The following is a 21,078-nucleotide window of genomic DNA, read 5'->3' on the forward strand; positions in this document are numbered from 1 at the left end:
CCGCCCGCGGGCCAACCGCGACCGGCACGGAAGCCGGCCTGCACCGCCGCTTCACCACCCCCGCCGCCGGGACGTACCACCGACATCCGCAGACGCCCGAAATCCGAAGGAGGTGTGGGTCCGTCGCCGTTCCCCCTCCGGCGGCACGCCCGATCCGCATGAGCGAGCCCCCCGCACACCCCGCCCTTGACGCCGCGCGTCTGCACTGCCGGTCCCTGGAGGAAGCCCTCGGCCGGTTCCGCCGGCACGGCCCGGACCGGGTCGCCGACTGGGGCGGCCGGCTCGCCGACGTCCTGACCGGCGGAGGCCGGCTGCTCGCCGCGGGCAACGGCGGCAGCGCCGCCCAGGCCCAGCACCTCACCGCCGAGCTGGTCGGCCGCTACCGCCAGGAACGCCGCGCCTACTCCGCGCTCGCCCTGCACGCCGAGACGTCCAGCATGACCGCCATCGGCAACGACTACGGCTTCGACCACGTCTACGCCCGCCAGGTCACCGCCCACGGCCGCCCCGGCGACGTCCTGCTGCTGCTCTCCACCTCGGGCCGCAGTGCCAACCTCATCGCCGCCGCCGTGACCGCCCGGCAGGCCGGCCTGCGCGTCTGGGCGCTCACCGGGCGCGGCCCGAACCCCCTGGCCGAAGCCGCCCACGAAGCCCTGTGCGTCGACGCCGACGGCACCGCGAACGTCCAGGAGATCCACCTCGTCGCCGTCCACCTGCTCTGCGAATGCTTCGACTCGGCTGTGGCCACGCCCGTCGCACGGCGTACGGTCCTCACCCGCGGGCGGGCGTCATGACCGGCCCGAAACCCCTCGCCGTCGTCGGGGACGTCCTCCTCGACGAGGACATCGAAGGCGTCTCCACCAGGCTCTCCCCGGACGCCCCCGCCCCCGTTGTCGACGTCACCGGCGACCGGCGCCACCCCGGCGGAGCCGGCCTCGCCGCCGCCCTCGCCGCCCGCGGCGGCCGGGACGTCGTCCTGGTGACCGCGCTCGGCGACGACGACGCCAGCGAGGCCGTACGCCGCGACCTGCGCGCCCGGGTCCGGCTGCTGGAGATCCCGCTGAACGGCACCCTGCCGGTGAAGACCCGCGTCCTGGCCGGCGGCCGGCCCGTCGTCCGCATCGACCGGGGCGGCGGCTCGCCCGGTGAGCCCGGCGAACCTGACGACGCGGTTCGCGAAGCGCTGTCCCACGCCCGCGCCGTCCTGGTCGCCGACTACGGCCGCCATACCGCGGGCGCCCTGCGGCCGCTCCTCGAGGACGCCGCCCGCCGCACCCCCCTGGTGTGGGACCCGCACCCCGAGGGCGACCTGCCGGTGCCCGGAGCACGTCTCGTCACCCCCAACGCGGCGGAGGCCCGGGCCCTGCACCCCGCGTCCGGAGGCACCTCCCTGGGGGCGTACGCCGAGCGCGGGGCGCGCCTCGCTGAACGCTGGCGCGCGGCCGGTGTCGCCGTCACCCTCGGCGAGCGCGGCGTGCTGCTGGCCCGGCCCGGCTCCGGCACGCCGATGCTCGTCCCCGTGCCCTACCGGGCCACCGGGGACCCGTGCGGGGCGGGCGACTGCTTCGCCGCGACGGCGGCGGCGGCCCTCGCCGACGGCCTGCTGCCCGAGGAGGCGCTGCAACGGGCCGTCGCCGAGGCGGCCGCGTTCGTCGCGGCGGGCGGCGCGGGCAACCCCGACCTATGGCGGACCGAGCCGGCGCCCGGCTCCGCCGACGACCCCGCAGCCGGCCCCGCGACCGACGCGTTCGGCCTCGCGGAGAGGGTCCGGGCCCGCGGCGGCACCGTCGTCGCCACCGGTGGCTGCTTCGACCTGGTGCACGCCGGTCACGTCGGCCTGCTGGACAGCGCCCGGCGCATCGGCGACTGCCTCATCGTGTGCCTGAACTCCGACGCGTCCGTCGCCCGCCGCAAGGGCCCGGGCCGTCCGCTCAACCCGGCGGTGGACCGCGCCCGCGTCCTCGCAGCGCTCGGCAGCGTCGACGCCGTCGCGGTCTTCGAAGAGGACACCCCGCAGGCCGTACTGTCCCGGCTGCGGCCGGACGTCTGGGTCAAGGGCGGCGACTACTCCGTCCAGGACCTGCCCGAGGCTGAGGTGCTCCGTACCTGGGGCGGCCAGGCCGTGGTCCTGCCCTACCTCGACGGCCGCTCCACGACCCTGCTGGCACGCCGCGCGGCGAAGGCGGCGTCGGAGGCGGGGCTTCGGCCGTCGGGGTCCTGATGCGGTCGGAGCGCTGGGGTCGATGGCGCTGCCGGTTGCCGGCTCGGGCGCCGGGCAGCGGGGGCGGATCGGACCTGGCTCCGCCTGTGCGCCACCGGTGACAGGCGCGGTCCGACGGCTCCCCGAGGACCTCGCCGGGCGGCGCCGGGCACCGCGGCCGGACGCAGCCGGAAGCGAGCACCGCGGCCGGAAGAGCGGCCGGGCCTTCGATCGCAGCCCGACAAGCGCCCACGCTGCCCGCCGTGACCCCCGAAGACCCCGCAGGAGGGCGGCTTGCTGGTCAGCCGGGCTGTCCGAAAGGGCCCCTGAACCGTGCCCGACAGCCCGACAGCCCGACGGCCCGGCCGTCCCTCAGGCCACCGTGCCCAGCGTCGGCCGGCCCGGTACGTCGCCCTCCTTGCGGAGCACCACCGGTGCTGTGGCCCGGCGCTGCCGCAGCAGGTGGCCCGCCCCGATGGAGCCGGCGATGAGCAGTCCGCCGGTGACGAGGGCGCCGCGGGCCCCGGCCAGCTCCATCAGCAGCCCCAGTGCGGGCGGGCCGCCCAGGCCCCACACCGTGGCGATGCTGCCCCACACACCCAGCACGCGTCCGCGCAGATGCGCGGGCGGATCGGTCTGCAGGACGGCCGTGCCGGCGGTGTCGGAGACGGACTCCACCACGGCCATCGGCAGCACCAGCACGATCAGCACCGCCAGCGACGGCGACAGCCCCGCCACCACCTGCAGCAGCGCCCCGGCCGCTGCCAGTGTGCCCACGAGCCGTACCGACGGCCGCCGCAGCCGGGCACCGAGCAGCGCTCCGAGGATGCCGCCGATCGCGAGCACCGTCGACACCGTGCCGAACGCCCCGGCACCCCCAGCGAGCGGCCCGGTCACGAGCACGGCCAGGGTGAGCCCGTAGTTGCGGCCGAACACCGCGCTGATCCCGGTCACACCGGCGAGCGCGACCAGGCGCGGCCGCCGCGCGAAGTAGGCCAGCCCCTCCCGCACGGTCATGTCGGAGCCGGTGCGCTCCGGGTTCACGGGCGGCTGCCGCACCGCGCCGGCAGCCGGACGCAGGAACGGGATGACCGAGGCCACGAACAGGAACGACAGCGCGTTCGCGAAGTACGCGGCGGACGTGCCGAGGAACCCGACCGCCACACCGGCGAGAGCCGCGCCCGCCAGCCGGCCCGCCTGATGGACCAGCGCCCCGACGCCGATGGCCGAGGGCACGTCCTCCGCCGGGACGAGATCGTTGCCGAGCAGCGCGCACGCGGGGTTGTCGACGGTCGCGACGACACCCGTGACGGCGGCCAGCACCATCAGCGAGGTCATGTCGATCCGGTCCAGCGCCACGAGGACGGCCGTGGTGAAGGCGATCGCGCCGAGCAGTGCCTGGCTCACGGCGGCCGTCAGCTTGCGGGGCCACCGGTCGACGGCGGCCCCGCCCAGGACGCTGATCAGCAGGGCAGGGGCGGCCTGCACGGACATGGACAGCCCGGTCGCGGCGGCGGAGCCGGTGATCTGGAGGACCAGCAGGTTCTGCACGGTGAGCTGCATCCACGTACCGGCGTTCGACACGAAGTTCGCGACGGACCACCAGCGCATGCTGCGGTACCTCAGAGACCGCCAGGGCGAGCGCGAGGCGGACGGGGCGGGGGAGGGCGAGGAAGGCACAGTGCGGTACTCGCAAGACGAGTCCGAGGACTCAGCAGGAGGGGGCGAGGGGAAGGACGAGCACCGGCCGCGCTGCACGGTGATGTCCCTCGCCGGGTACGGCGCCGACCATCGTGACAGAGGGCAACCTCCCGTCGGCTCCGTCAGCACCTCGTCCATCGCCCACGCACTGTCCAAACGCCCTCAGGCCAGAAGCATTTGCGACCCCGAGTGGGGTTGATCACAGCTGTCGGTCATGGGCCTCGACCGGGTCACAGCACGTGACGACGGCCACAGAGCACGCAGAAGGGCCCGTCGCCTGGGCGACGGGCCCTTCTCTCGTGCGGCGGAGGCCGCGCTACTCGGACTTCCCCCGGCCGGACAACGCGTCACGCAGCCGGTCGACCATCCCGGTGCCCGGAGCCAGGAGCTTGTTGGCCGGAGGCTTGTCGGGGGCGGCCGGGTGAGGCCGGGTCGGGGCGGTCTTCTTCGCCTGGCGCACCTTGTCGCCCAGTTCGTTGAGCGTGTCCATCGGACAGGCCTGCCGCAGCCGTGGGAGGAGGTTCCCCTCCTCGTCGGCGATGTGCGAGCGGATCTCGCTCATCAGCATGCCCATGAGCCGGTCGAAGTCGGCGTCGCCCGCGTCGCAGCCCTCAAGGTCCTTCATGATCTGCTCGGCCGTGGCGTGGTCCTTCAGCTCCTGGTCGGCGAGGGCGTCCCCGCCCGCCACGTGCTCGCGTACGGCCGGGTAGAGGTAGGCCTCCTCGGCCACCGAATGCCGTACCAGCTCCATCGTGACCTGGTCGGCGTACACCTTGCGGTCCTGGTGGCCGGACGGCAGTGCTTCGATCCTGCCGAACATCTCCTCGACCTCGCGGTGATCGGTCACCAGCTCGTCGATGATGTTTCCTCCGTGTCCCATGTTCCTTCACCTCCGGCCCCCCGGGTCCCCTCGGCCCCGGGGGGCTAACGCGCTGGTCGGGCGGTGCACTCAGAGACCTCAGGCACCGCGGATGCCACGCAAGCCTCGGACGCCTCAGGCGGGGAGCTTGGCCCGGATTCGGCCGGCCGCGGCGGCGGGGCGCGCGGTGGCACGGACGGAGTGCCGTACCAGGCCCGCTTCACGCCGCACGCCCCGGGCGGCGTGGGTACCCCGCCACAGCACCGAGGGGCGCGCGCCGGTGTCGTCGGCGGCGATCAGCAGCCCGCCGAGCATGGACATGTTCTTGAAGAAGTGGATGCGCTGCTGGGCCCGCTCCGAGGGGTCCTCCGCTTCCCAGAAGCGGTGCCCGGCGAGCGTCGTGGGCACCAGCGTGGCCGCGATGGCCAGCGCGGCCGGACGCGGCATACGCCCCGTGGCCAGCATCAGCCCGGCAACGACCTGTACGGCTCCGTTCAGCCGTACGACCTGCTCGGTGCGGTCGGGCAGCGCCGAGACGCGTTCGGTGACGGGTTGGACGACAGGCTCGGCGGCCGCGGCGACCTGCCCCGGATCGCGGACGGAGTTCATGCCGCCCGTGAGGAACATCGAGGCCAGCATGGGACGGCCGAGCGCACGCAACAGACTCATAGGCCCTCTCCAGAGTGTCGGTGGGGTCCGGTGCCGGCCGGGTTCCCCAGCGGCGGTCGAACCACTCACGCCGCAGGAACCGACCGGCGTCCGAGTGCCGACATCGAGGCGGCACTCGACCCGACAGAACTCGACGGCGTCTACCGCGACAGCCGCGAGTGCGCAGCCCTGGCACTGTCCTCCGGGGCAACCAAGCTGCTGTCGCCGCCGACTCCGCGCCCGAAGAAGGGCTGGTGATCGACGGGAGTAGTCAATGGAGCAGTCTGGCACTCCGACCCTCCTGCAGAGCGCGGTGCAGGACCTCGCCTCCAGTGTGGTCTCCGCCCTCCGGGGCGTCACACACACGGTGCTCCACCTCACCGACTGGGGCGAGAATCCGGAGGGCCTGCCGCCCGGCATCGCCGACTACCTCGCCACCTGGCTGCCCGTCTGGATCGACGACCGGCTGGACCTGGAGCGCTGGGACCTGCTCGGCGAGCTGCTCGTGGTCGACGCCTGCCTGCCCCGTCCCACCCTGGACGAACGGGCCCGGCAGGCCTTCGCCGCCGCGGAGCAGCCCGATGGGGCGATGCCCGCGATCCGCACGATGCCCGAGGGCACGCCCGACGAGGTGTTCGACATCGTCTACCACCCCACGCTGGTCGCCGCGGTCGCCTCGGTCCTCGCCACGTCCCGGTCCCTGGCCGAACTGGCGCACGCGTCATGACGGGCCGTCGGTTCACCGGCTGGCCGGGCGAACCTCTCGACGACGAGGAGACCTCACCTCCGCGCGTGCGGACAACGCGTTCCCCGCGCGTCCCGCGGACGGACGTCTCCCCGGCCGGCCGGCCCCTCGCCGGGCGACTCGCCGACGCCGTCAACGCCGCCGACGCCCCCGACGTCGTCTTCGCCCTCTCCCGCCACGGACACCGCACCGTCCTGATCGGCGGCACCGCCGAACCCCCGCCGCTGCCCCGCGAGAACCTCCGCTACGAGATCGGCTCGGCCACCAAGACGTTCACGGGCCTGCTCCTGGCACAGCTGATCAACCACGGCGCACTGACCGGCGGTGAACCGGCCGCCGCCCTCCTGGACGGCGGCAGGGCCCTCGGCGCGACCCCGGTGACGCTCGCCCACCTGATCACCCACACCTCCGGACTGCCCGCCCTGCCGCCCGGCTTCCTCCTCCGGGGCCTGCCCGCCTGGCACACCAACCCCTACGCGCGCTTCCCGGCCGACCGGGTCGTCGACGCCTTCCTGCGCCACCGGCAGTGGCATCGCCCCGGCACCCGGTGGCGCTACTCCAACTACGGCGTCGCCGTTCTCGGGCACGCCCTGGCCGCCGCGACCGGCACCCCCTGGGAGGACCTGCTCACCGAGCAGGTGCTGCACCCGCTCGGCCTGACCGGCACGGACCCGTACGCGGACGATCCGGAACGCGACGCCGTCGGGTACGGCAAGGACGGCGAGACATCCGTGCCCCCCTTCGACGCCGGCGGTTTCCAGGCGGCGGGGGCCGTACGGGCCACGCCGCACGACCTGCTCACGTTTCTCGAAGCCCACCTGGTCCCCACCGGCACCCCCGGCGCACCACCGCACCTGGCCGCCGCCCTGCGCTCGGTACGCCGCCCCGTGCTCCGCCGCGGCCTTGGGCACCGGCACGTGCACACCATCGCCTGGTTCCGTCACCCCACCGACGGCGGGCCGATGTACTTCCACAGCGGTGCGACCCTCGGCCAGCAGGCGTTCCTGGGATTCCGCCCCGGCACCGGCACGGCACTGGCCGCGGTCTGCACCCGCCGCTTCCGCGCCCACGACCCGTTCGTCGCCACCGCGTACGCGCTGCTGGCAGGGGAGTAGCGGGGCCGGCCCGGCGCCGACGGCAGGTGCCGCGCCGGCGCCGGGCAGCCCTGACCCTTCGTCACACCCGCTGCCACAGGGCCGGCGTGCGGGAGGGCGCCCAGGGGTCCTGGGCCTGGTGGGTCTGCAGGCACTGGTAGCGCACACCCGCGTGCGTCACCGTGACACCGGCCTCGTAGACCCGGCCCGTGGCCCACGTCTGCGCGACATTGCCCTGCGGTGCCGGGGATTCGGCGTCGGCGGTCTTCAGGGTGAGGCCGAAGTCGCTGAGCAGCGGGTTGATCGGCTGGTAGAACGTGGTGCCGCCGGTCTTGCAGTCGCCGGTGCCGCCGGACGTCACGCCCTGCGCCTGGACTCCCGCCACGTACGGGCCGCCGGAGTCGCCCGGCTCGGCGCACACCGCCGTCCGGGTCAGCCCGTCGACCGTGCCCTCGGCGTAGCTGACGCTCGTGTCGTGCTGCTCGACCTCGCCGCAGTGCCACCCGGTGGTGGAGCCGGAGCGGCAGACGGCCGCCCCCACGAGGGCCTGGACCGAGCCGGTGATCTGCACCTTCTGCTCGCCCTCGCCCTTCACGTTCGGGGTGGCCGTCCACGGGTCGTCGACGGCCACCCACGACATGTCCTTGCCGGGGAAGGTGGAGGCCTGGAAGGTGCCCTGGTCCGCCTCGTTGTGCCCGGTGGTCTTCGCGCCCTGCTTGCCGCAGTGGCCCGCCGAGGCGAAGCCCTCCTGCTCGCCCTTGGTGACGGAGAACCCGACGGAGCAGTGGGCGGTGCCGTCGACGTAGTAGGCGTCGCCGCCGGTGAGGTCCTCCATGAGGCGCGGCCGGTTCGCCGTCACCCTCACGCCCACGCTCTTGCCGTCCAGACCCGCGGCCTTGAGGAACGCGGCCGCCGCGGCCTTGTTCCCGGCCTCCACCACGACCCGGTTCGCCGGGATGTCGACGTACCACAGGGGTGTGTCACGGGTGCTGACCCGGGCCGCCGCCGCGTCCAGCTTCTGCTTCGTGCTCCCCAGGTCGCGCAGGGTCTTCTTCACGACGGCCGCCTTCGCGCCCTGCGCCTCGATGGCGGGCACGTCCGCGGCGTCCGTGGTCGCCACCACGAGCTCCTGCGACGTCGTGCCGCGCAGCCAGGCCCCGGCGAAGCGGTCGCCCAGGGCGTTGCGCAGCCTGCCCGCCCGGGTGCCCGCCTCCGCCTCGTTGACCAGCCGCCGGGACGCCTGGGCCGGGGTCAGCCCCAGATCGCGCTGCAGTGCGCGCAGCAGCTGAGCCGACGGCCGGTCGGCGCCGAGCGTCTGGGCGGCCGAGAGCGGCGAGCCCGCCGCGGGCGTCGGCTCGGCCGCCACGGCGGAGGGGATGCCGGTGGCGACGAGCGCGCCGAGTGCGGTCAGGGCCGCCCGGCGACCGGTCACGGCATGTCTGTGGGCCATGCGATGTGTCTCCTTGGGTCACGGTGTCTGATACGGATGTCGATCACGGTGAGGCTTCCGCACAGGCCTTGCCGGAACGGCCCGGCGCGATGTCGGGGGGCCGTCCCGTTTCGCGCTCAGGTGCCGGGAAGGGCGCCATGTGCGGTCCGGGCGGGCGCCTCAGGCGGACTTCAGGCCGGGTAGGCCCGCCTCCGTGACGAAGGACGCGGACGTGGAGATGCCGGCCCCGGGCGTCGTGATGGCGGAGACGGTCCGGAAGTCCACCTGGGCGTTGTCCCGGCCCAGGCCGACCCGGACGTAGCCACGCCGGCCGTCGAAGTGCTTCATGTGGGGGTTGGCCTTCATGTAGGTGTCCCAGTCGCCCGGCTTGGCGGTGCCGTTCCCGCCGCTGGCGATGGAGGTGCAGGTGAACTCCGTGCCCACCGTCTTCGAGGCGGGGTCGTCGAAGTCCTCCTTGATGTCGAAGGCGTAGCCGACGTGGACGTCGCCGGTGAGGACCATCCAGTTGTCGATGCCCGCGGCCTTCGCGCCCGCCATGACGCGGTTGCGGGAGGCGCGGTAGCCGTCCCAGGCGTCCATGCAGACCCGGGCCGGCGCGGCCAGGTCGAACTTGCGCTGGGAGAAGCACACCTGCTGGGGCATCACGTGCCACAGCGCCGCGGAGTCCCGCCAGCCGTCCAGCAGCCAGCGTTCCTGCGCGGCGCCGGTGAGAGTGCGGGCCGGGTCGTCCGACTCGGCGCCCGGCGCGTGCGGCCGGTCGTTGTAGGCCTGGTCGGAGCGGTACTGGCGGGTGTCGAGGATGTCGAACTGCGCGAGCGAGCCCCAGGCCAGCCTGCGGTACAGCCGGGCGTCGGGCCCCTGCGGCAACTGCGCGGCACGCAGCGGCTGGTTCTCCCAGTAGGCCCGGTAGGCGGCGGCCCGCCGCACCAGGAACTGATCAGGAGGACTGCCCTTCTCGTCGACGGCGCCCGCGTAGTTGTTCTCGGTCTCGTGGTCGTCCCAGGTGACGACGAAGGGGTGCTGGGCGTGCGCGGCCTGCAGGTCCGGGTCGCTCTTGTAGAGCGCGTAGCGCAGCCGGTAGTCCGCCAGCGTGGTCGTCTCGCAGTTGAACACGTCGGGCAGCTTGCGGTCGGTGTAGCGGCGCGCCCCGCCGGCGGAGTCCACCGCGTACTCGTACAGGTAGTCGCCGAGGTGGAAGACCACGTCGACGTCCTCCTGCGCCAGATGGCGGTGGGCGGTGTAGTAGCCGTCCTGGTAGGCCTGACAGGCGACGGCGGCCAGCCGCATGCTGTCGGCGTCACTGCCCTCGGCCGGTGCCGTCCGGGTGCGGCCGACGGGGCTGATCCAGGCGCCCACCCGGAACCGGTAGTAGTAGGTGCTGTCCGGTGTCAGGCCCTTGACGTCGACGTGCACGCTGTGGGCGTACTCGGGGTGGGCCGTGGCGACGCCCCGGTGCTCGACGATGGCGAACCACTCGTCCATGGCAACTTCCCAGTAGACGACGACCCGCTGCTGGGCCAGGCCGCCGTCCTCCGCGAAGGGCTCGGGCGCGAGCCGGGTCCACAGGAGCACCGAGTCGGGCAGCGGGTCCCCGGAGGCGACGCCGAGGGTGAACGGGTCGTCGATGACCCGGGCGGCGTCGAGTTCGGGAGCGGCGGTGGCGCCGCGGGCCGGCCGGTTGGTCCCGAAGGCGAGCATGGCGGCGGCCGCGGTGACGGTCAGGAAGCGACGGCGGGCGACGTGCGGTGCCGCGGTGCGCAGTACGGCGTCGTGCGGGGAGAAGGCATGCTCGGACGGTGCTCTTTGACGGCCCGTCAGCGCCATCTGATGTCCTCTCGTACGAGGCAGAGCGCCCCGGGCGGACGCGTGGGCACATCCCCGACGTGCGGAGCGCGGAGCTCGCATGCTAAGCAGACAAAATGCCTGAAACGGGCACGACGTGCGGGGTGTTCACACCAGAGGGGGTACGGGAGCGGCCGCAGGCGGCAGCGCGCAACGGAAACCGCCGCCGGCGGATGCCGGCGGCGGAGGGGGAACGGGGTTGGCTCAGTGGGCCTGTTGTGCGGCGGCGCCGGTCGCGGCGGGCTCCCGCACCGGCAGGTGGTAGACGTGGAAGGCCCGCCCGATGACCGGCTGGGCGACGTTGCGCACCCGTACACCGCCCGTCGTCATGCCGTGTTCGGTGCCGGCGTGCGCGTGCCCGTGCACCGCGAGGTCGGCGCCGGCGGTGTCGATCGCCTCGGCCAGCAGGTAACTGCCCAGGAACGGGTAGATCTCCAGCGGCTCCCCCGCCAGCGTGTCCGCGACGGGGGAGTAGTGGGTCAGCGCGATCCGCGCCTCGCAGCCTTCCTCGCCCAGCCGCTCCAGGGCGGACCGCAGGCCGTCGGCGCTCCGGCGCGAGTACCGGACGAACTCCTTCATCACCGGCTCGCCGAACTCCCCGGCGCAGCGGCCGACGAAGCCGCCGCCGAACCCCTTGGTGCCGGCCACGCCGATCCGGGCCCCGCCGCTCTCCACGACCGTCCCCTGCCCTTCCAGGACCTGCGCCCCGGCGTCGCGGAGGATGGCGGTGACCTCGTCCGGCCGGTCGTCGTGGTGGTCGTGGTTGCCCAGGACGGCGACCACCGGCACGCCGAGATCCCGGACCTCCCGGGCCACCACCCGCATCTCCTCGGGCGTGCCGTGCCGGGTGAGGTCCCCGGCCAGAAGCAGGAGATCGGCGCACTCGGGCAGGGTCTCGAAGGCGGGGCGGAGCACGCCCTGGCTGTCGGGGCCCATGTGGATGTCTCCGACGGCTGCGATCCGGATCATGAGAGTTCCTCCGCGTGGTCGGGGGAGGACGCCTCGGTGACCACGAGGTCGCTGTGCACCGGGAAGCCGGCGAGCTCCTCGTGGACGGTACGCAGGATCTCGTCGCGGCAGGGCGCCGAGGGCACGGTGCCGGTCAGCAGCACCGTATGGCCGCGGGCCTCGACCCGGACGCCCAGTTCACCGAGTTCGCCCGAGGCGAGACGGTCATGGAGGTGGGCGATGCGGTAGTCCAGGTTCTCGGCCGGCGGCCCGCCGCCCGTGTCCTGGGAACCGTGGGTGCTCATGGGTGCTCCTTCAGATGACGTTCAGGCGCTCCAGGAGGAAGAAGAAGGCCGCGGGCATGGGCTCGTCCCCGCACTCGCGCCGCACCAGCTCCCAGTCGACCTTCTCCCGCAGGGCACGCGCGATGGGCAGGGCCGAGCCGAAGTCGCAGTGGTGCTCGGAGAACGCGGCGATCAGGCTCCACAGCAGGTCGGTCGGTGCCAGCACGGGCATGCGCACCGAGTCGACCGAGAGCTCCTCGGCCCGCTCCAGCATGTCCGCGCCGACCGGCCGGTGCGCCAGCTCGAAGATGATGTCGACCGGCTGGCCGAAACAGGTGGCCTTGATCAGCCAGTCCTCCGGCGGGGTGTAGACCGTCAGCCCCGCTTCGCGGAGCGTGGCCGCCACCGGCTCCGCGTCCTCGGGGCGGATCGCGAAGTCGACGTCGTGCTGCATGTTCTTCTCGCCCCCGTGGGCGTACGCGGCCACGCTGCCGGCCAGGGCGAACAGGTGCCCCTTGCGCTTCAGCAGGGCACCGACCTGCTTGGCCGCCTCCAGGATGGCCTGGTTGCGGTCCAGGGGCAGCTCCTGCGGCGGTTCGTCCGCCCGCTGGTCCTGTGGTGGCGCGGGCTCGGGCCCTTCCGGTGCCATCCGGAGGTCGGGGATCCCCGGTTGCCGGACGAGCGTCGCGTCATCACCGTTCTGCGTCATGACCACTCCTTCGCACCGAACCGGACACCGCTCGCGTGCGATGTCCGGGCCCGAGACGGCCTGCGTGCCCGCACTGAGTACCCGGCGCGCCCGCACCGACACGGAAGGCTTCCGGAGAGCATCCGGCCGTGTCGGCGACGCCGTTCTCACCTCGTGCACGCGCACCCCGCAGGCCGCGAGGGGGCCTCCTCTGCGTCGCGGAACAGCGGAACAGGGGCACGGCGCGCACCCCTCCGCCGGGGGCGACGGATCGCAGTCGTACACCAAGCGCTGCATGGGCGGGGTCCACGACGGCGAGACCGTCCTGCGCACCTGACCGGTCGGCCCCGGACGAACAAACAAGCACTCGCCCCACTGAAGGCGGAATATGGGGCAAAGAGTGGGGAAACCGGATGAAGTCGCTGGACCGCGCGCCTGTGGAGGTCGACATGAACCAGGAAACATCACGTTCGTCCGATCTTCCGCAGCCGTTGCGGGCCGTCGCCTCGGGCCTGCGGCACCTGCCGGGTGCGGAACAGGTGGGCAAAGTGGCCACGGACGCCCTGGACAGGATCGGCGCGGTCTCGCCACGCGGCCGCCGCATGGCCGTCTACGCCGGGGCCGGTGTGCTCGGCGTGGCCGGAGTGGTGGAGTGGCCGGTGGCGCTGACCGGCGCGGCCGTCGCCTGGCTGACCCAGCCACGCCCCGGACAACGGCCCGACGGCGCGTCACCCGACGGCGGCACACCGGCCGGCGCGGCCGGGGCACCCGGCTCCGTCCAGGACAGGCCGGACGACGAGGACACCTCCTCCTACGGCCCCGGCGGAAGACTCACCTCGTCCCACTACCGGCACGACCGGCCGGAACCCCACGTACACGAACAGCCCGCCAAGGTCGGGGACACCGCCACCGCCTCCGCCCTGAAGCAGGTTCACGAAGCCGCCGCGTTCCACGGCGCGCCCGGCCAGGAGCAGGCCCACCGGCAAGGACACGACAGCCCGGCCGGCTGACTCGGGGAGACGGCAGCAGATGCTCACACGCTTCGACGTCGCCCCGCTCGTCGGGGCCGTGGCCGGCGCGGCCGCAGGCGCCGCCCGCGGCACGGCCCAGGGAATGACGTCCGTCTACGACACCACGCGCCGCGTCCGCAACGTCGCGCGCAACGCCCTCACCGGCGGGCAGCACTGGAAGGCCGGCCGGCGCGTCCACCTCGCCCTGCGGCACCCCGACGGCGACGCGGGCACGCTCGCCCACAAGCTGGCAGGGGAACTGCTCGACCACCCGGACGTGCTCGCGGCCCACTGGGACGAGGGACTGGCCCGTCTGGTGATCACCGTGGTCGAGGACGCCGCCACCGACCGCGTCACCGAGCGGGCCGGCGCACTCGCCGCCCGCCTCGGACTGACCGAGGGTGCCGATCCGCACGCCCACGAGGCCACCCACCCCGGCGCCCCCGGAAACGTCCGCGTCACCGCGGCGGCGATCCTGATGGACGCCGCCGGCGCGGCCGGCGCCATGGCCGGCCAGTCCCTGCGCCTGCCGCCCACCTCACGCATCGTCACCGCCACCGTCACACTGCTGCGCGAGAACCCCCGCTTCCGGGCCATGCTCCGGCAGCGGTTCGGCACCTCCGGGATGGAACTCGTCCTCGCGGCCGGCAACGCCGCCACACACGGAGTCGGCCAGACCCCGCTGGCACTCGTGCTCGACGGAATCCTGCGCGGCACCCAGCTGACCGAAGCCGTGGCCAGGGCCGCGGCCTTCGAGGCCCTGCACGACGACATCTGCCACGAACGGCGCACCAGCCTGCCCTGCCCGCCGGACACCCGGCCCCCGCTCAAGGTGACCCCCGCGCAGGAGTACGCCTCCCACGCCAGCACCGGCAGCCTCGCCGGCGCCGCCGCCACCCTCCTCGTCACGCACAACGCCCGGGAGGCGGCCGAAGCGGTCCTGGCCGGATCCCCGAAGGCGGCCCGGTACGGACCGGCCGCCTTCAGCGCCACCCTCGGCGCCTTCCTCGCCCACGCCGGGATCCTCGTCCTCACCGGGGAGCGGCTGCGCCAGCTGGAGATCGCCGACGCCCTCGTCCTGCACGCCGACGCCCTGCGCAGCCGCCGGCCAAGCACCGGTGACGAGGCGGGCGTACCGCCGGACGACCCGGTGCACCCCTTCGCCGAAGCCGTCCTCGACGCCGCCCGCCGGGCCGGACTGCACGTCGTGATCGCCGGCGGCTCCGACCTGAAGGACATCACCCGGCTCGCCGACGAGGTCGCCCCGAGCGCCGAGCCGTTCGGCGACGTCGTCCGGGGCCTGCAGGACGACGGGCACGTGGTGGTCACCGTCGCCCGCCTGGACGGCACCGGAGCCGGGCACGTCGCGGCCGGGCTGCCCGCCGGTGACGTGGCCGTCGCCCTCACCGACGGCCGGGCCGCCGTCCCCTGGGGCGCCGACGCACTCGCCCCGGGCGGTCTCGCCGACGTCTGGCGGCTGCTGACGGCGGTCCCCGCGGCCCGGCGCGTCGGACGCCGGTCACAGACCCTGGCCCGCGCGGGCGCGGCCCTCTCGGGCCTCCTCGTCGCCCGCGGCGGGCAGCCCCCCGGCCGGCAGCTCATGTGGCCCCTCACCCGGCACGCCCCCGTCAACATCGCCGCCGCCAACGCCCTCCTCACCGGTTGGCTCGAAGCCACCCGCGTCGCCCGCGCCACCCCGCCCACGCCCCGGCTGCACATCCCCTGGCATGGCCTGGAGCCCCACGAGGCCCGCGACCGGCTGAGCCGCACCAGGCGGCGGGACGAGGAAGCCCGCGGACTCGCCCTGCTCGCCGACCGCTCGCGGCAGCAGGCCGCTCGCCTGGGCCGCCACCCCGCCATGACCCCGGCCCGCTGGACATGGCAGGCGGCCGGCGCCGTCCGCCGCGAGCTCGACGACCCGCTCACCCCCGTTCTCGCCACCGGCGCCGTCGCCTCGGCACTGCTCGGCTCGGTCGTCGACGCGCTGCTCGTCGTCGGCGCCATGGACCTCAACGCCGTGACCGGCGGGCTCCAGCGCCTGCGCGCCGAACAGGCACTGGCCCGGCTGGCCGCCCGGCAGCAGCCGAAGGCCCGCAGGCAGGACGGCCGCGCACGCACGGTCACCGTCGACGCCGCCCGGCTGCGGCCAGGGGACGAGATCAGCCTCGGCGCCGGCGACGTCGTCCCCGCCGACGCGCGACTGCTGGACGTCGACGGCCTCGAAGTCGACGAATCCTCGCTCACCGGCGAGTCCCTGCCCGTGACCAAGGCCGTCGAGGCCACCCCCGGCCTGCCGGTGGCCCAGCGCACCTGCATGGTGTTCGAGGGCACCACCGTCGTGGCCGGAGGCGCCACCGCCCTCGTCGTCGACACCGGCGAGCGGACCGAGGCCGGCCGGGCCGTCACGCTCGCCGCCCGCACCCCGCCGCCCGCCGGCGTCCAGGCCCGGCTCCAGGAACTGACCCGCAAGGCCCTGCCGGTGACCTTCACCGGCGGCGCGGCCGTGACCGGGCTGTCCCTGCTGCGCGGCAGCCCCGTACGACGCGCCGTCAGCGGCGGTGTCGCGGTCGCGGTGGCCGCCGTACCGGAGGGACTCCCGCTGGTCGCGACGGTCGCGCAGATGGCCGCCGCCCGACGGCTGTCCCGGCGCGGCGTCCTGGTCCGCACCCCGCGCACCCTGGAGGCGCTCGGGCGGGTCGACACCGTCTGCTTCGACAAGACCGGCACCCTCACCGAGAACAGACTGCGCCTGGTCCGCGTCGCCACCGCCGACGGCACCGTCCTGGCCACGGACACCGACCAGGCCACACCGGTCGTACGACTGGCCGCCCGCGCCTGCCCGCAGGAGGAGACCGGCCAGGGCCGCCGCGTCGCGCACGCCACCGACGAGGCCGTCCTCGACGTCGCCCCGCCCGACCAGGGCTGGACACCCACCGGTGAGCTGCCCTTCGAGGCACGCAGGGGGTACGCGGCGGCCGTCGGCCGCGACGGCGACCCCGACTTCGGCGAACTCCTCGTCGTCAAGGGCGCCCCCGAGACGATCCTGCCCGCCTGCCGGGACCTGCCCGCCCACACCACCGACACCGCACACGAACTGGCCGGAGAGGGCCTGCGCGTCCTCGCGGTCGCCCGCCGGCCCTGCCGGGCCGACGACGCCGAAGCCGAACTCGACGCCCCGCTGGCCGACCTGGAGTTCAGCGGTTTCGTCGCCCTCGCCGACGTCCCCCGCGACACCTCGCACGCCCTGCTCACCGAGTTGCGCCGCTCCGGCATCCTGCCCGTCATGCTCACCGGCGACCACCCGGAGACCGCCCGCGCCATCGCCCTGCAACTGGGCTGGCCGGAGGAGACCGAGGTCGTCACCGGCGACGAACTGGTCGCCATGGAACGCCGCGAACGCGTCCGGGTCCTGCGCGGCGCCGGCGTCGTGGCCCGGGTCGCACCCGAGCAGAAGCTGCACGTCGTCGAGGCCCTGCAACAGGCCGGCCGGGTCGTGGCGATGGCCGGCGACGGCGCCAACGACGCCGCCGCCATCCGGGCCGCCGACGTCGGGGTGGGCGTCGAGGCCCGCGGTTCCGCGGCCGCCCGCAACGCCGCCGACCTCGTGCTCACCACCGGCGACCTGTCCGTCCTGGTCGACGCGGTCATCGAGGGCCGCGCCCTGTGGCGCAGCGTCGCCGACGCGGTGAGCATCCTCATCGGCGGCAACGCCGGCGAGGTCGGCTTCAGCGTCCTGGGCACCCTGCTGGCCGGCGCGTCCCCCCTGTCGACCCGTCAGCTGCTGCTGGTCAACCTGCTCACCGACATGTTCCCGGCCATGGCCGTCGCCGTCACCCCGAGCGACGACCCCTCGACCGCGGAACACGCCGCGACCGGACCGATGGGCCTCGACGCCCTCGGCGCGCCCCTGCTGCGCTCCATCCGCCGCCGCGGCGTCACCACCTGCCTGGGCGCGGTCACGGCCTACCTCATCGGCCGCCTCACCCCCGGCACCGAACGCCGGTCCACCACCATGGCCCTGTGCGGCGTGGTCGGCGCCCAGCTCGTGCAGACCCTCTCCGGGCGGCGCCACAGCCCGCTGGTGTGGGTGACCGCCCTCGGCTCGGCCGCCGTACTCGCCGCGCTCGTCCAGACCCCCGGCGTCAGCCACTTCTTCGGCTGCACCCCCCTCGGGCCGGTCGCCCTGGCAGGCGTCGCCCTGGCCATCGCCCTGTCGGCCCTGGCCCCGCGCCTGGAACGCCTCCCGGCCGTCCACACCCTCTACGACGGCGCGGCACAGCTCGCCCTGCGCCTCAACGACCTCGTCCGGCAGGCGCGGCACCTGCTGCAGAGCGGGATCGCCAGTCCGGTGGCATGACGGACGAGCACGGCAGGCGGCCGCCCCCCACCGCACGTGGGGGGCGGCCGCCTGCCGCTGTCGGCTCAGACCTCGCCGCGCCAGGCGCCCGTCTCCGCTCCGCGGGCCTCCATGAACTCCTTGAACCGGTGCAGATCACCGGAGACCTGCCGCTTGACGAACCCGAGCTTGTCGCCCACGGTCTCGGCCACCCCGGTGGGGTCGAAGTCCATCTGCAGCATGACCTTGGTGGTGTCGTCCTTGATCCGGTGGAAGGTGACCACACCGGCCTGCTTGGCCTCGCCGTCCACCGTGGTCCAGGCGACGCGCTCGTCGGGGACCTGCTCCGTGATCTCCGCGTCGAACTCCCGCTTCCGGCCGCCGACCTTCGTCACCCAGTGCGTCAGCGTGGCCGTGCGCTGCTCGATGCGCTCGACCCCGTCCATGAACTCGGGGAACGACTCGAACTGGGTCCACTGGTTGTACGCGGTGTGCACCGGCACGCGGACCTCGATGGATTCCTCTACCTGCGACAAGGCGGTACCTCCCTTTCTCGTACGGACAGCAACCGCCGGGTACCGGATTCCGCGCCGGTCACTCATGGTCATCTCGACGCGTCCGACCAGGTGTTCTCACCACAACCGGGGTACCCGGCCGGAAACCACGGACCGGGAGGTGATCGCCATGACGGACACGGACCGTACGGCCGCTGCCGCTCCCCGAGCGGGGAGCGCGCATGAGGCCGGCGACGAGCCCGTGAGCGAGCTGGTGCAGCGTGCCACGGAACAGCTGTCGGACCTGGTGCGCAGCGAGATGCGCCTGGCCCAGGCAGAGATGACCGAGAAGGGCAAACGCTTCGGCAAGGGCGGAGGCCTGTTCGGCGGGGCCGGTGTGCTGGGTTTCGTCACCCTGCAGGCCCTGGTCGCCACGATGATCGCCGCCCTGGCCGTACCGCTTCCGGTGTGGGCGGCGGCGCTCATCGTCACGGCCGTCCTCGCCGTCGCCACCGGCCTGACGACGCTGGCCGGCCGCAAGCAGGTGCGCCAGGCCACCCCGCCCGCTCCGCAGCAGACCATCGACAGCGTCAAGGCCGACGTGGCCGAGATCAAGGAGAGTGCTCACCGATGACCCAGCCCCCGCACGACGAGCCCACCGCCGACAGCCAGGAGGAACTGCGCGAGCAGGTCCAGCGCACCCGTCACGAACTCGGTGACACCGTCCAGGCGCTGGCGGACCGGACCGATGTGAAGACCCGCGCCCGGGAGAAGGCCCTGGCGGTCAGGGAGCAGGCCGAGAACAGGGCCCAGGCGGTCAGGGAACAGGCCGGGAGCAAGGCCCAGGAGTTGCGCGGACAGGCCAGGGCCAAGGCCGCGCACGTCGCCCAGACCGTGGAGGAGAAGCTCCCCGAGCCGGTGAAGCAGAAGGGCGCGGCCGCCGCTCAGGGCGCGAAGGAGAAGGCCGCTCAGGCCGAGCAGGTCTGGCAGGACAAGGCACCGCAGCAGGTGCGCGACCACCGCGCCGCCCTGCTGGCGGGCGCCGGCGCCGTCCTCGTCGCCTGCCTGCTGATCCGCCGCCGCAGCCACCGCTGAGCGACGCGCGACGACGCGCCGCAGTCACGGCTGAACGGCACCGGACCCCGTCACCGCTTGCGGTGACGGGGTCCGGGACGGCAAAGTCGGGTGCCGTGCCCACCTTGCTGATCGTCCATCACACGCCTTCCCCCAACTGCCAGGCGATGTTCGAAGCCGTCGTCTCCGGGGCGGCGGACCCCGAGATCGAGAACGTGCGGGTCGTCCGCGTGCCCGCGCTGTCCGCGACCGCCTCCGACGTCCTCGCCGCCGACGGCTACCTCCTCGGCACTCCCGCGAACCTCGGCTACATGTCGGGCGCCCTCAAGCACTTCTTCGACCAGGTCTACTACCCGTGCCTGGAAGCGACCCGAGGCCGGCCCTTCGGCTACTGGGTGCACGGCGGCAACGACGTCACCGGAGCGGTCCGCGGGATCGAGTCGATCACGACCGGCCTCGGCTGGCGGCGCGCCACCGAGGCCGTGACCGTGACCGGCGAGCCCGGCAAGGCCGATGTCGAGAAGTGCTGGGAACTGGGCGCGACCGTCGCCGCCGGGCTCATGGACTGACAGGCCCGGTCAGGTCCCGTCCAGCCGGCGCCGGTCCTGCTCGTCCCACGTCCGGGTGTCCCGCGGCTGGGTGTACGGCTCGGCCTCCGGCGGATGGCCCCCGGCGATGGCCCGCTGCCGCACCGTCTCCGCGTCGAACTCCAGGCCCAGCAGGATCGCCAGATTAGTGATCCACAGCCACACCAGGAACACGATGACACCGGCCATCGTGCCGTAGGTCTTGTTGTACGAGGCGAAGTTGGCCACGTAGATCGCGAACCCGGCGGACGCGACCATCCAGATCAGCAGGGCGATCAGACTGCCCGGAGTGATCCAGCGGAACCCCTTCACCTTGGCGTTCGGGGTCGCCCAGTACAGGATGGCGATCATGGTCGCCACCAGCAGCACCAGAACGGGCCACTTCGCGATCGACCACACCGTCAGCGCGGTGTCACCGATCCCCAGAGCCGTCCCGGCCTGCCGGGCCAGCCCACCCGTGAAGACCACGATCAAAGAGCTGAAGACGGCCATCACCATCAGCACGACCGTCACACCCACCCGCACCGGCAGCAGCTTCCACACCGGCCGGCCCTCGGGCATGTCGTAGACGGCGTTGGCCGAGCGGATGAACGCGGCCACGTAGCCGGACGCCGACCACACGGCCAGCACGAGACCGGCGATCGCCATCAGCGAGCCGATGCCGGCGTTGCCCTGCAGCTGCTCGACGGCCCCGGTGATGATGTCGCGGGCCGCGCCGGGAGCCAGCTGCTGGATGTTGTCGAGCATCCTGTCCGTGGTCGACCTGCCGGTGAGTCCCAGCAGCGAGACCAGGACGAGCAGCGCGGGGAACAGCGCCAGGATGCCGTAGTACGTCAGCGCTGCCGCGCGGTCGGTCAGCTCGTCGTCCTTGAACTCGCGCAGGCTTCCCTTCAGCACCGCGCCCCAGGACTTGCGGGGCAGGTCGGTCGGCGAGTCCGGCGCCGCGCGCTCCACCTCGGGACCCGGCCCGGGCTCCTCCGAAGCGGGGGCAGGAGCTTCCCGGCGTGCGGGCCCCGTGCGTGGGTCCTGCGGAGGCGGCGCCTCTGTCTCGTGGTGTTCTTTTCGTCCGGGAATATGCAGCTTCACCATAAGAGCCGGGTAACCCCTGGCCGTGGCCT

The 21,078-nt window shown here is 73.9% G+C and carries 19 protein-coding genes and 1 pseudogene; 10 read left to right on the forward strand and 10 right to left on the reverse strand.

The genetic code is table 11. From position 1 onward, the window contains the following. Positions 1 to 158 precede the first annotated feature (158 nt). Positions 159 to 794, forward strand: a complete 636-nt coding sequence (locus tag ACZ5TL_RS29455; RefSeq protein ID WP_468593579.1) for a D-sedoheptulose-7-phosphate isomerase — start codon at positions 159 to 161, stop codon at positions 792 to 794. Next, the gene (locus tag ACZ5TL_RS29460) at positions 791 to 2,221 is read left to right on the forward strand and encodes a PfkB family carbohydrate kinase (protein WP_468593580.1); all 1,431 of its coding nucleotides are present in this window, start codon (positions 791 to 793) and stop codon (positions 2,219 to 2,221) included. The genes ACZ5TL_RS29455 and ACZ5TL_RS29460 overlap by 4 nt, the downstream gene beginning before the upstream one ends. A 351-nt stretch (positions 2,222 to 2,572) precedes the next feature. Here the strand turns inward: ACZ5TL_RS29460 and ACZ5TL_RS29465 are convergent, their stop codons facing one another. From ACZ5TL_RS29465 to ACZ5TL_RS29475, 3 genes are all read right to left on the reverse strand, one after another. Beyond that, the gene (locus ACZ5TL_RS29465) at positions 2,573 to 3,880 is read right to left on the reverse strand and encodes an MFS transporter (protein ID WP_468593581.1); all 1,308 of its coding nucleotides are present in this window, start codon (positions 3,878 to 3,880) and stop codon (positions 2,573 to 2,575) included. 337 nt (positions 3,881 to 4,217) lie between these two features. Continuing rightward, complete coding sequence (locus ACZ5TL_RS29470) at positions 4,218 to 4,781, reverse strand: hemerythrin domain-containing protein (RefSeq protein ID WP_468593582.1); 564 nt, start codon at positions 4,779 to 4,781, stop codon at positions 4,218 to 4,220. A gap of 114 nt (positions 4,782 to 4,895) precedes the next feature. After that, positions 4,896 to 5,429, reverse strand: coding sequence for a DoxX family protein (locus ACZ5TL_RS29475; protein WP_468593583.1), 534 nt, complete (start codon positions 5,427 to 5,429; stop codon positions 4,896 to 4,898). A 334-nt stretch (positions 5,430 to 5,763) separates the two neighbouring features. On the opposite strand from ACZ5TL_RS29475, the pseudogene ACZ5TL_RS29480 reads away from it, so the two are divergent. Further along, positions 5,764 to 6,135 (forward strand): annotated as a pseudogene (locus ACZ5TL_RS29480) (DUF6895 family protein); the annotation flags it as partial. Beyond that, the gene (locus ACZ5TL_RS29485) at positions 6,132 to 7,268 is read left to right on the forward strand and encodes a serine hydrolase domain-containing protein (RefSeq protein WP_468593584.1); all 1,137 of its coding nucleotides are present in this window, start codon (positions 6,132 to 6,134) and stop codon (positions 7,266 to 7,268) included. The pseudogene ACZ5TL_RS29480 and the gene ACZ5TL_RS29485, both read left to right, overlap by 4 nt. A 61-nt stretch (positions 7,269 to 7,329) precedes the next feature. Here the strand turns inward: ACZ5TL_RS29485 and ACZ5TL_RS29490 are convergent, their stop codons facing one another. From ACZ5TL_RS29490 to ACZ5TL_RS29510, 5 genes are all read right to left on the reverse strand, one after another. Continuing rightward, positions 7,330 to 8,697 (reverse strand): alpha-lytic protease prodomain-containing protein, encoded by a 1,368-nt coding sequence (locus ACZ5TL_RS29490; protein WP_468593585.1) that lies wholly within the window; start codon positions 8,695 to 8,697, stop codon positions 7,330 to 7,332. Positions 8,698 to 8,856: 159 nt separating this feature from the next. Further along, on the reverse strand, positions 8,857 to 10,521 hold the full coding sequence (locus ACZ5TL_RS29495; protein WP_468593586.1) for an alkaline phosphatase D family protein: 1,665 nt from the start codon (positions 10,519 to 10,521) through the stop codon (positions 8,857 to 8,859). Positions 10,522 to 10,743: 222 nt separating this feature from the next. Beyond that, positions 10,744 to 11,508, reverse strand: coding sequence for a metallophosphoesterase family protein (locus ACZ5TL_RS29500; RefSeq protein ID WP_468593587.1), 765 nt, complete (start codon positions 11,506 to 11,508; stop codon positions 10,744 to 10,746). Beyond that, positions 11,505 to 11,792 carry a BON domain-containing protein gene (locus tag ACZ5TL_RS29505; RefSeq protein ID WP_468593588.1) on the reverse strand — a complete coding sequence of 96 codons (288 nt, stop codon included), beginning with the start codon at positions 11,790 to 11,792 and terminating at the stop codon, positions 11,505 to 11,507. Before ACZ5TL_RS29505 ends, ACZ5TL_RS29500 begins: the two co-directional genes overlap by 4 nt. A 10-nt stretch (positions 11,793 to 11,802) precedes the next feature. After that, a complete protein-coding gene (locus ACZ5TL_RS29510; protein WP_468593589.1) occupies positions 11,803 to 12,480 on the reverse strand; it encodes a nucleotidyltransferase family protein in 678 nt (225 codons plus the stop codon). On the opposite strand from ACZ5TL_RS29510, the gene ACZ5TL_RS29515 reads away from it, so the two are divergent. The 3 genes from ACZ5TL_RS29515 to ACZ5TL_RS29525 all read left to right on the forward strand — a co-directional run bounded on the left by ACZ5TL_RS29515 (position 12,479) and on the right by ACZ5TL_RS29525 (position 17,826). Then, a complete protein-coding gene (locus tag ACZ5TL_RS29515) occupies positions 12,479 to 12,796 on the forward strand; it encodes a hypothetical protein (RefSeq protein WP_468593590.1) in 318 nt (105 codons plus the stop codon). The two genes, ACZ5TL_RS29510 and ACZ5TL_RS29515, sit on opposite strands and share 2 nt — an antisense overlap. A 76-nt stretch (positions 12,797 to 12,872) precedes the next feature. Continuing rightward, complete coding sequence (locus tag ACZ5TL_RS29520; protein WP_468593591.1) at positions 12,873 to 13,469, forward strand: hypothetical protein; 597 nt, start codon at positions 12,873 to 12,875, stop codon at positions 13,467 to 13,469. A 19-nt stretch (positions 13,470 to 13,488) separates the two neighbouring features. Then, the gene (locus ACZ5TL_RS29525; RefSeq protein ID WP_468593592.1) at positions 13,489 to 17,826 is read left to right on the forward strand and encodes an HAD-IC family P-type ATPase; all 4,338 of its coding nucleotides are present in this window, start codon (positions 13,489 to 13,491) and stop codon (positions 17,824 to 17,826) included. Between the two features lie 65 nt (positions 17,827 to 17,891). On the opposite strand, the gene ACZ5TL_RS29530 is transcribed toward ACZ5TL_RS29525, so the two are convergent. Beyond that, positions 17,892 to 18,341, reverse strand: a complete 450-nt coding sequence (locus ACZ5TL_RS29530) for an SRPBCC family protein (protein WP_468593593.1) — start codon at positions 18,339 to 18,341, stop codon at positions 17,892 to 17,894. Positions 18,342 to 18,489: 148 nt separating this feature from the next. Here ACZ5TL_RS29530 and ACZ5TL_RS29535 point away from each other — a divergent pair, with 148 nt between their 5' ends. The 3 genes from ACZ5TL_RS29535 (at position 18,490) to ACZ5TL_RS29545 (ending at position 19,942) form a co-directional block, all read left to right on the forward strand. Then, positions 18,490 to 18,933, forward strand: a complete 444-nt coding sequence (locus ACZ5TL_RS29535) for a phage holin family protein (protein WP_468593594.1) — start codon at positions 18,490 to 18,492, stop codon at positions 18,931 to 18,933. After that, on the forward strand, positions 18,930 to 19,394 hold the full coding sequence (locus tag ACZ5TL_RS29540; RefSeq protein WP_468593596.1) for a DUF3618 domain-containing protein: 465 nt from the start codon (positions 18,930 to 18,932) through the stop codon (positions 19,392 to 19,394). Before ACZ5TL_RS29535 ends, ACZ5TL_RS29540 begins: the two co-directional genes overlap by 4 nt. Before the next feature lie 95 nt (positions 19,395 to 19,489). Continuing rightward, entirely contained in the window at positions 19,490 to 19,942 is a 453-nt protein-coding gene (locus ACZ5TL_RS29545; protein ID WP_468593597.1) for a flavodoxin family protein, read from the forward strand. A gap of 9 nt (positions 19,943 to 19,951) precedes the next feature. Here ACZ5TL_RS29545 and ACZ5TL_RS29550 read toward each other — a convergent pair whose 3' ends face one another. Beyond that, on the reverse strand, positions 19,952 to 21,049 hold the full coding sequence (locus ACZ5TL_RS29550; RefSeq protein ID WP_468593598.1) for a YihY/virulence factor BrkB family protein: 1,098 nt from the start codon (positions 21,047 to 21,049) through the stop codon (positions 19,952 to 19,954). Between the last annotated feature and the right edge of the window lie 29 nt (positions 21,050 to 21,078).

The organism is Streptomyces sp. NPDC033136, from assembly GCF_055578235.1.

Coding starts and splice junctions, on each gene's coding strand:
- ACZ5TL_RS29455 (WP_468593579.1), top strand. CDS start 159: ATGAGCGAGCCCCCCGCACACCCCGCCCTTGACGCCGCGCGTCTGCAC.
- ACZ5TL_RS29460 (WP_468593580.1), top strand. CDS start 791: ATGACCGGCCCGAAACCCCTCGCCGTCGTCGGGGACGTCCTCCTCGAC.
- ACZ5TL_RS29470 (WP_468593582.1), bottom strand. CDS start 4,781: ATGGGACACGGAGGAAACATCATCGACGAGCTGGTGACCGATCACCGC.
- ACZ5TL_RS29475 (WP_468593583.1), bottom strand. CDS start 5,429: ATGAGTCTGTTGCGTGCGCTCGGCCGTCCCATGCTGGCCTCGATGTTC.
- ACZ5TL_RS29485 (WP_468593584.1), top strand. CDS start 6,132: ATGACGGGCCGTCGGTTCACCGGCTGGCCGGGCGAACCTCTCGACGAC.
- ACZ5TL_RS29490 (WP_468593585.1), bottom strand. CDS start 8,697: ATGGCCCACAGACATGCCGTGACCGGTCGCCGGGCGGCCCTGACCGCA.
- ACZ5TL_RS29495 (WP_468593586.1), bottom strand. CDS start 10,521: ATGGCGCTGACGGGCCGTCAAAGAGCACCGTCCGAGCATGCCTTCTCC.
- ACZ5TL_RS29500 (WP_468593587.1), bottom strand. CDS start 11,508: ATGATCCGGATCGCAGCCGTCGGAGACATCCACATGGGCCCCGACAGC.
- ACZ5TL_RS29505 (WP_468593588.1), bottom strand. CDS start 11,792: ATGAGCACCCACGGTTCCCAGGACACGGGCGGCGGGCCGCCGGCCGAG.
- ACZ5TL_RS29515 (WP_468593590.1), top strand. CDS start 12,479: ATGACCACTCCTTCGCACCGAACCGGACACCGCTCGCGTGCGATGTCC.
- ACZ5TL_RS29510 (WP_468593589.1), bottom strand. CDS start 12,480: ATGACGCAGAACGGTGATGACGCGACGCTCGTCCGGCAACCGGGGATC.
- ACZ5TL_RS29520 (WP_468593591.1), top strand. CDS start 12,873: ATGAAGTCGCTGGACCGCGCGCCTGTGGAGGTCGACATGAACCAGGAA.
- ACZ5TL_RS29525 (WP_468593592.1), top strand. CDS start 13,489: ATGCTCACACGCTTCGACGTCGCCCCGCTCGTCGGGGCCGTGGCCGGC.
- ACZ5TL_RS29535 (WP_468593594.1), top strand. CDS start 18,490: ATGACGGACACGGACCGTACGGCCGCTGCCGCTCCCCGAGCGGGGAGC.
- ACZ5TL_RS29540 (WP_468593596.1), top strand. CDS start 18,930: ATGACCCAGCCCCCGCACGACGAGCCCACCGCCGACAGCCAGGAGGAA.
- ACZ5TL_RS29550 (WP_468593598.1), bottom strand. CDS start 21,049: ATGGTGAAGCTGCATATTCCCGGACGAAAAGAACACCACGAGACAGAG.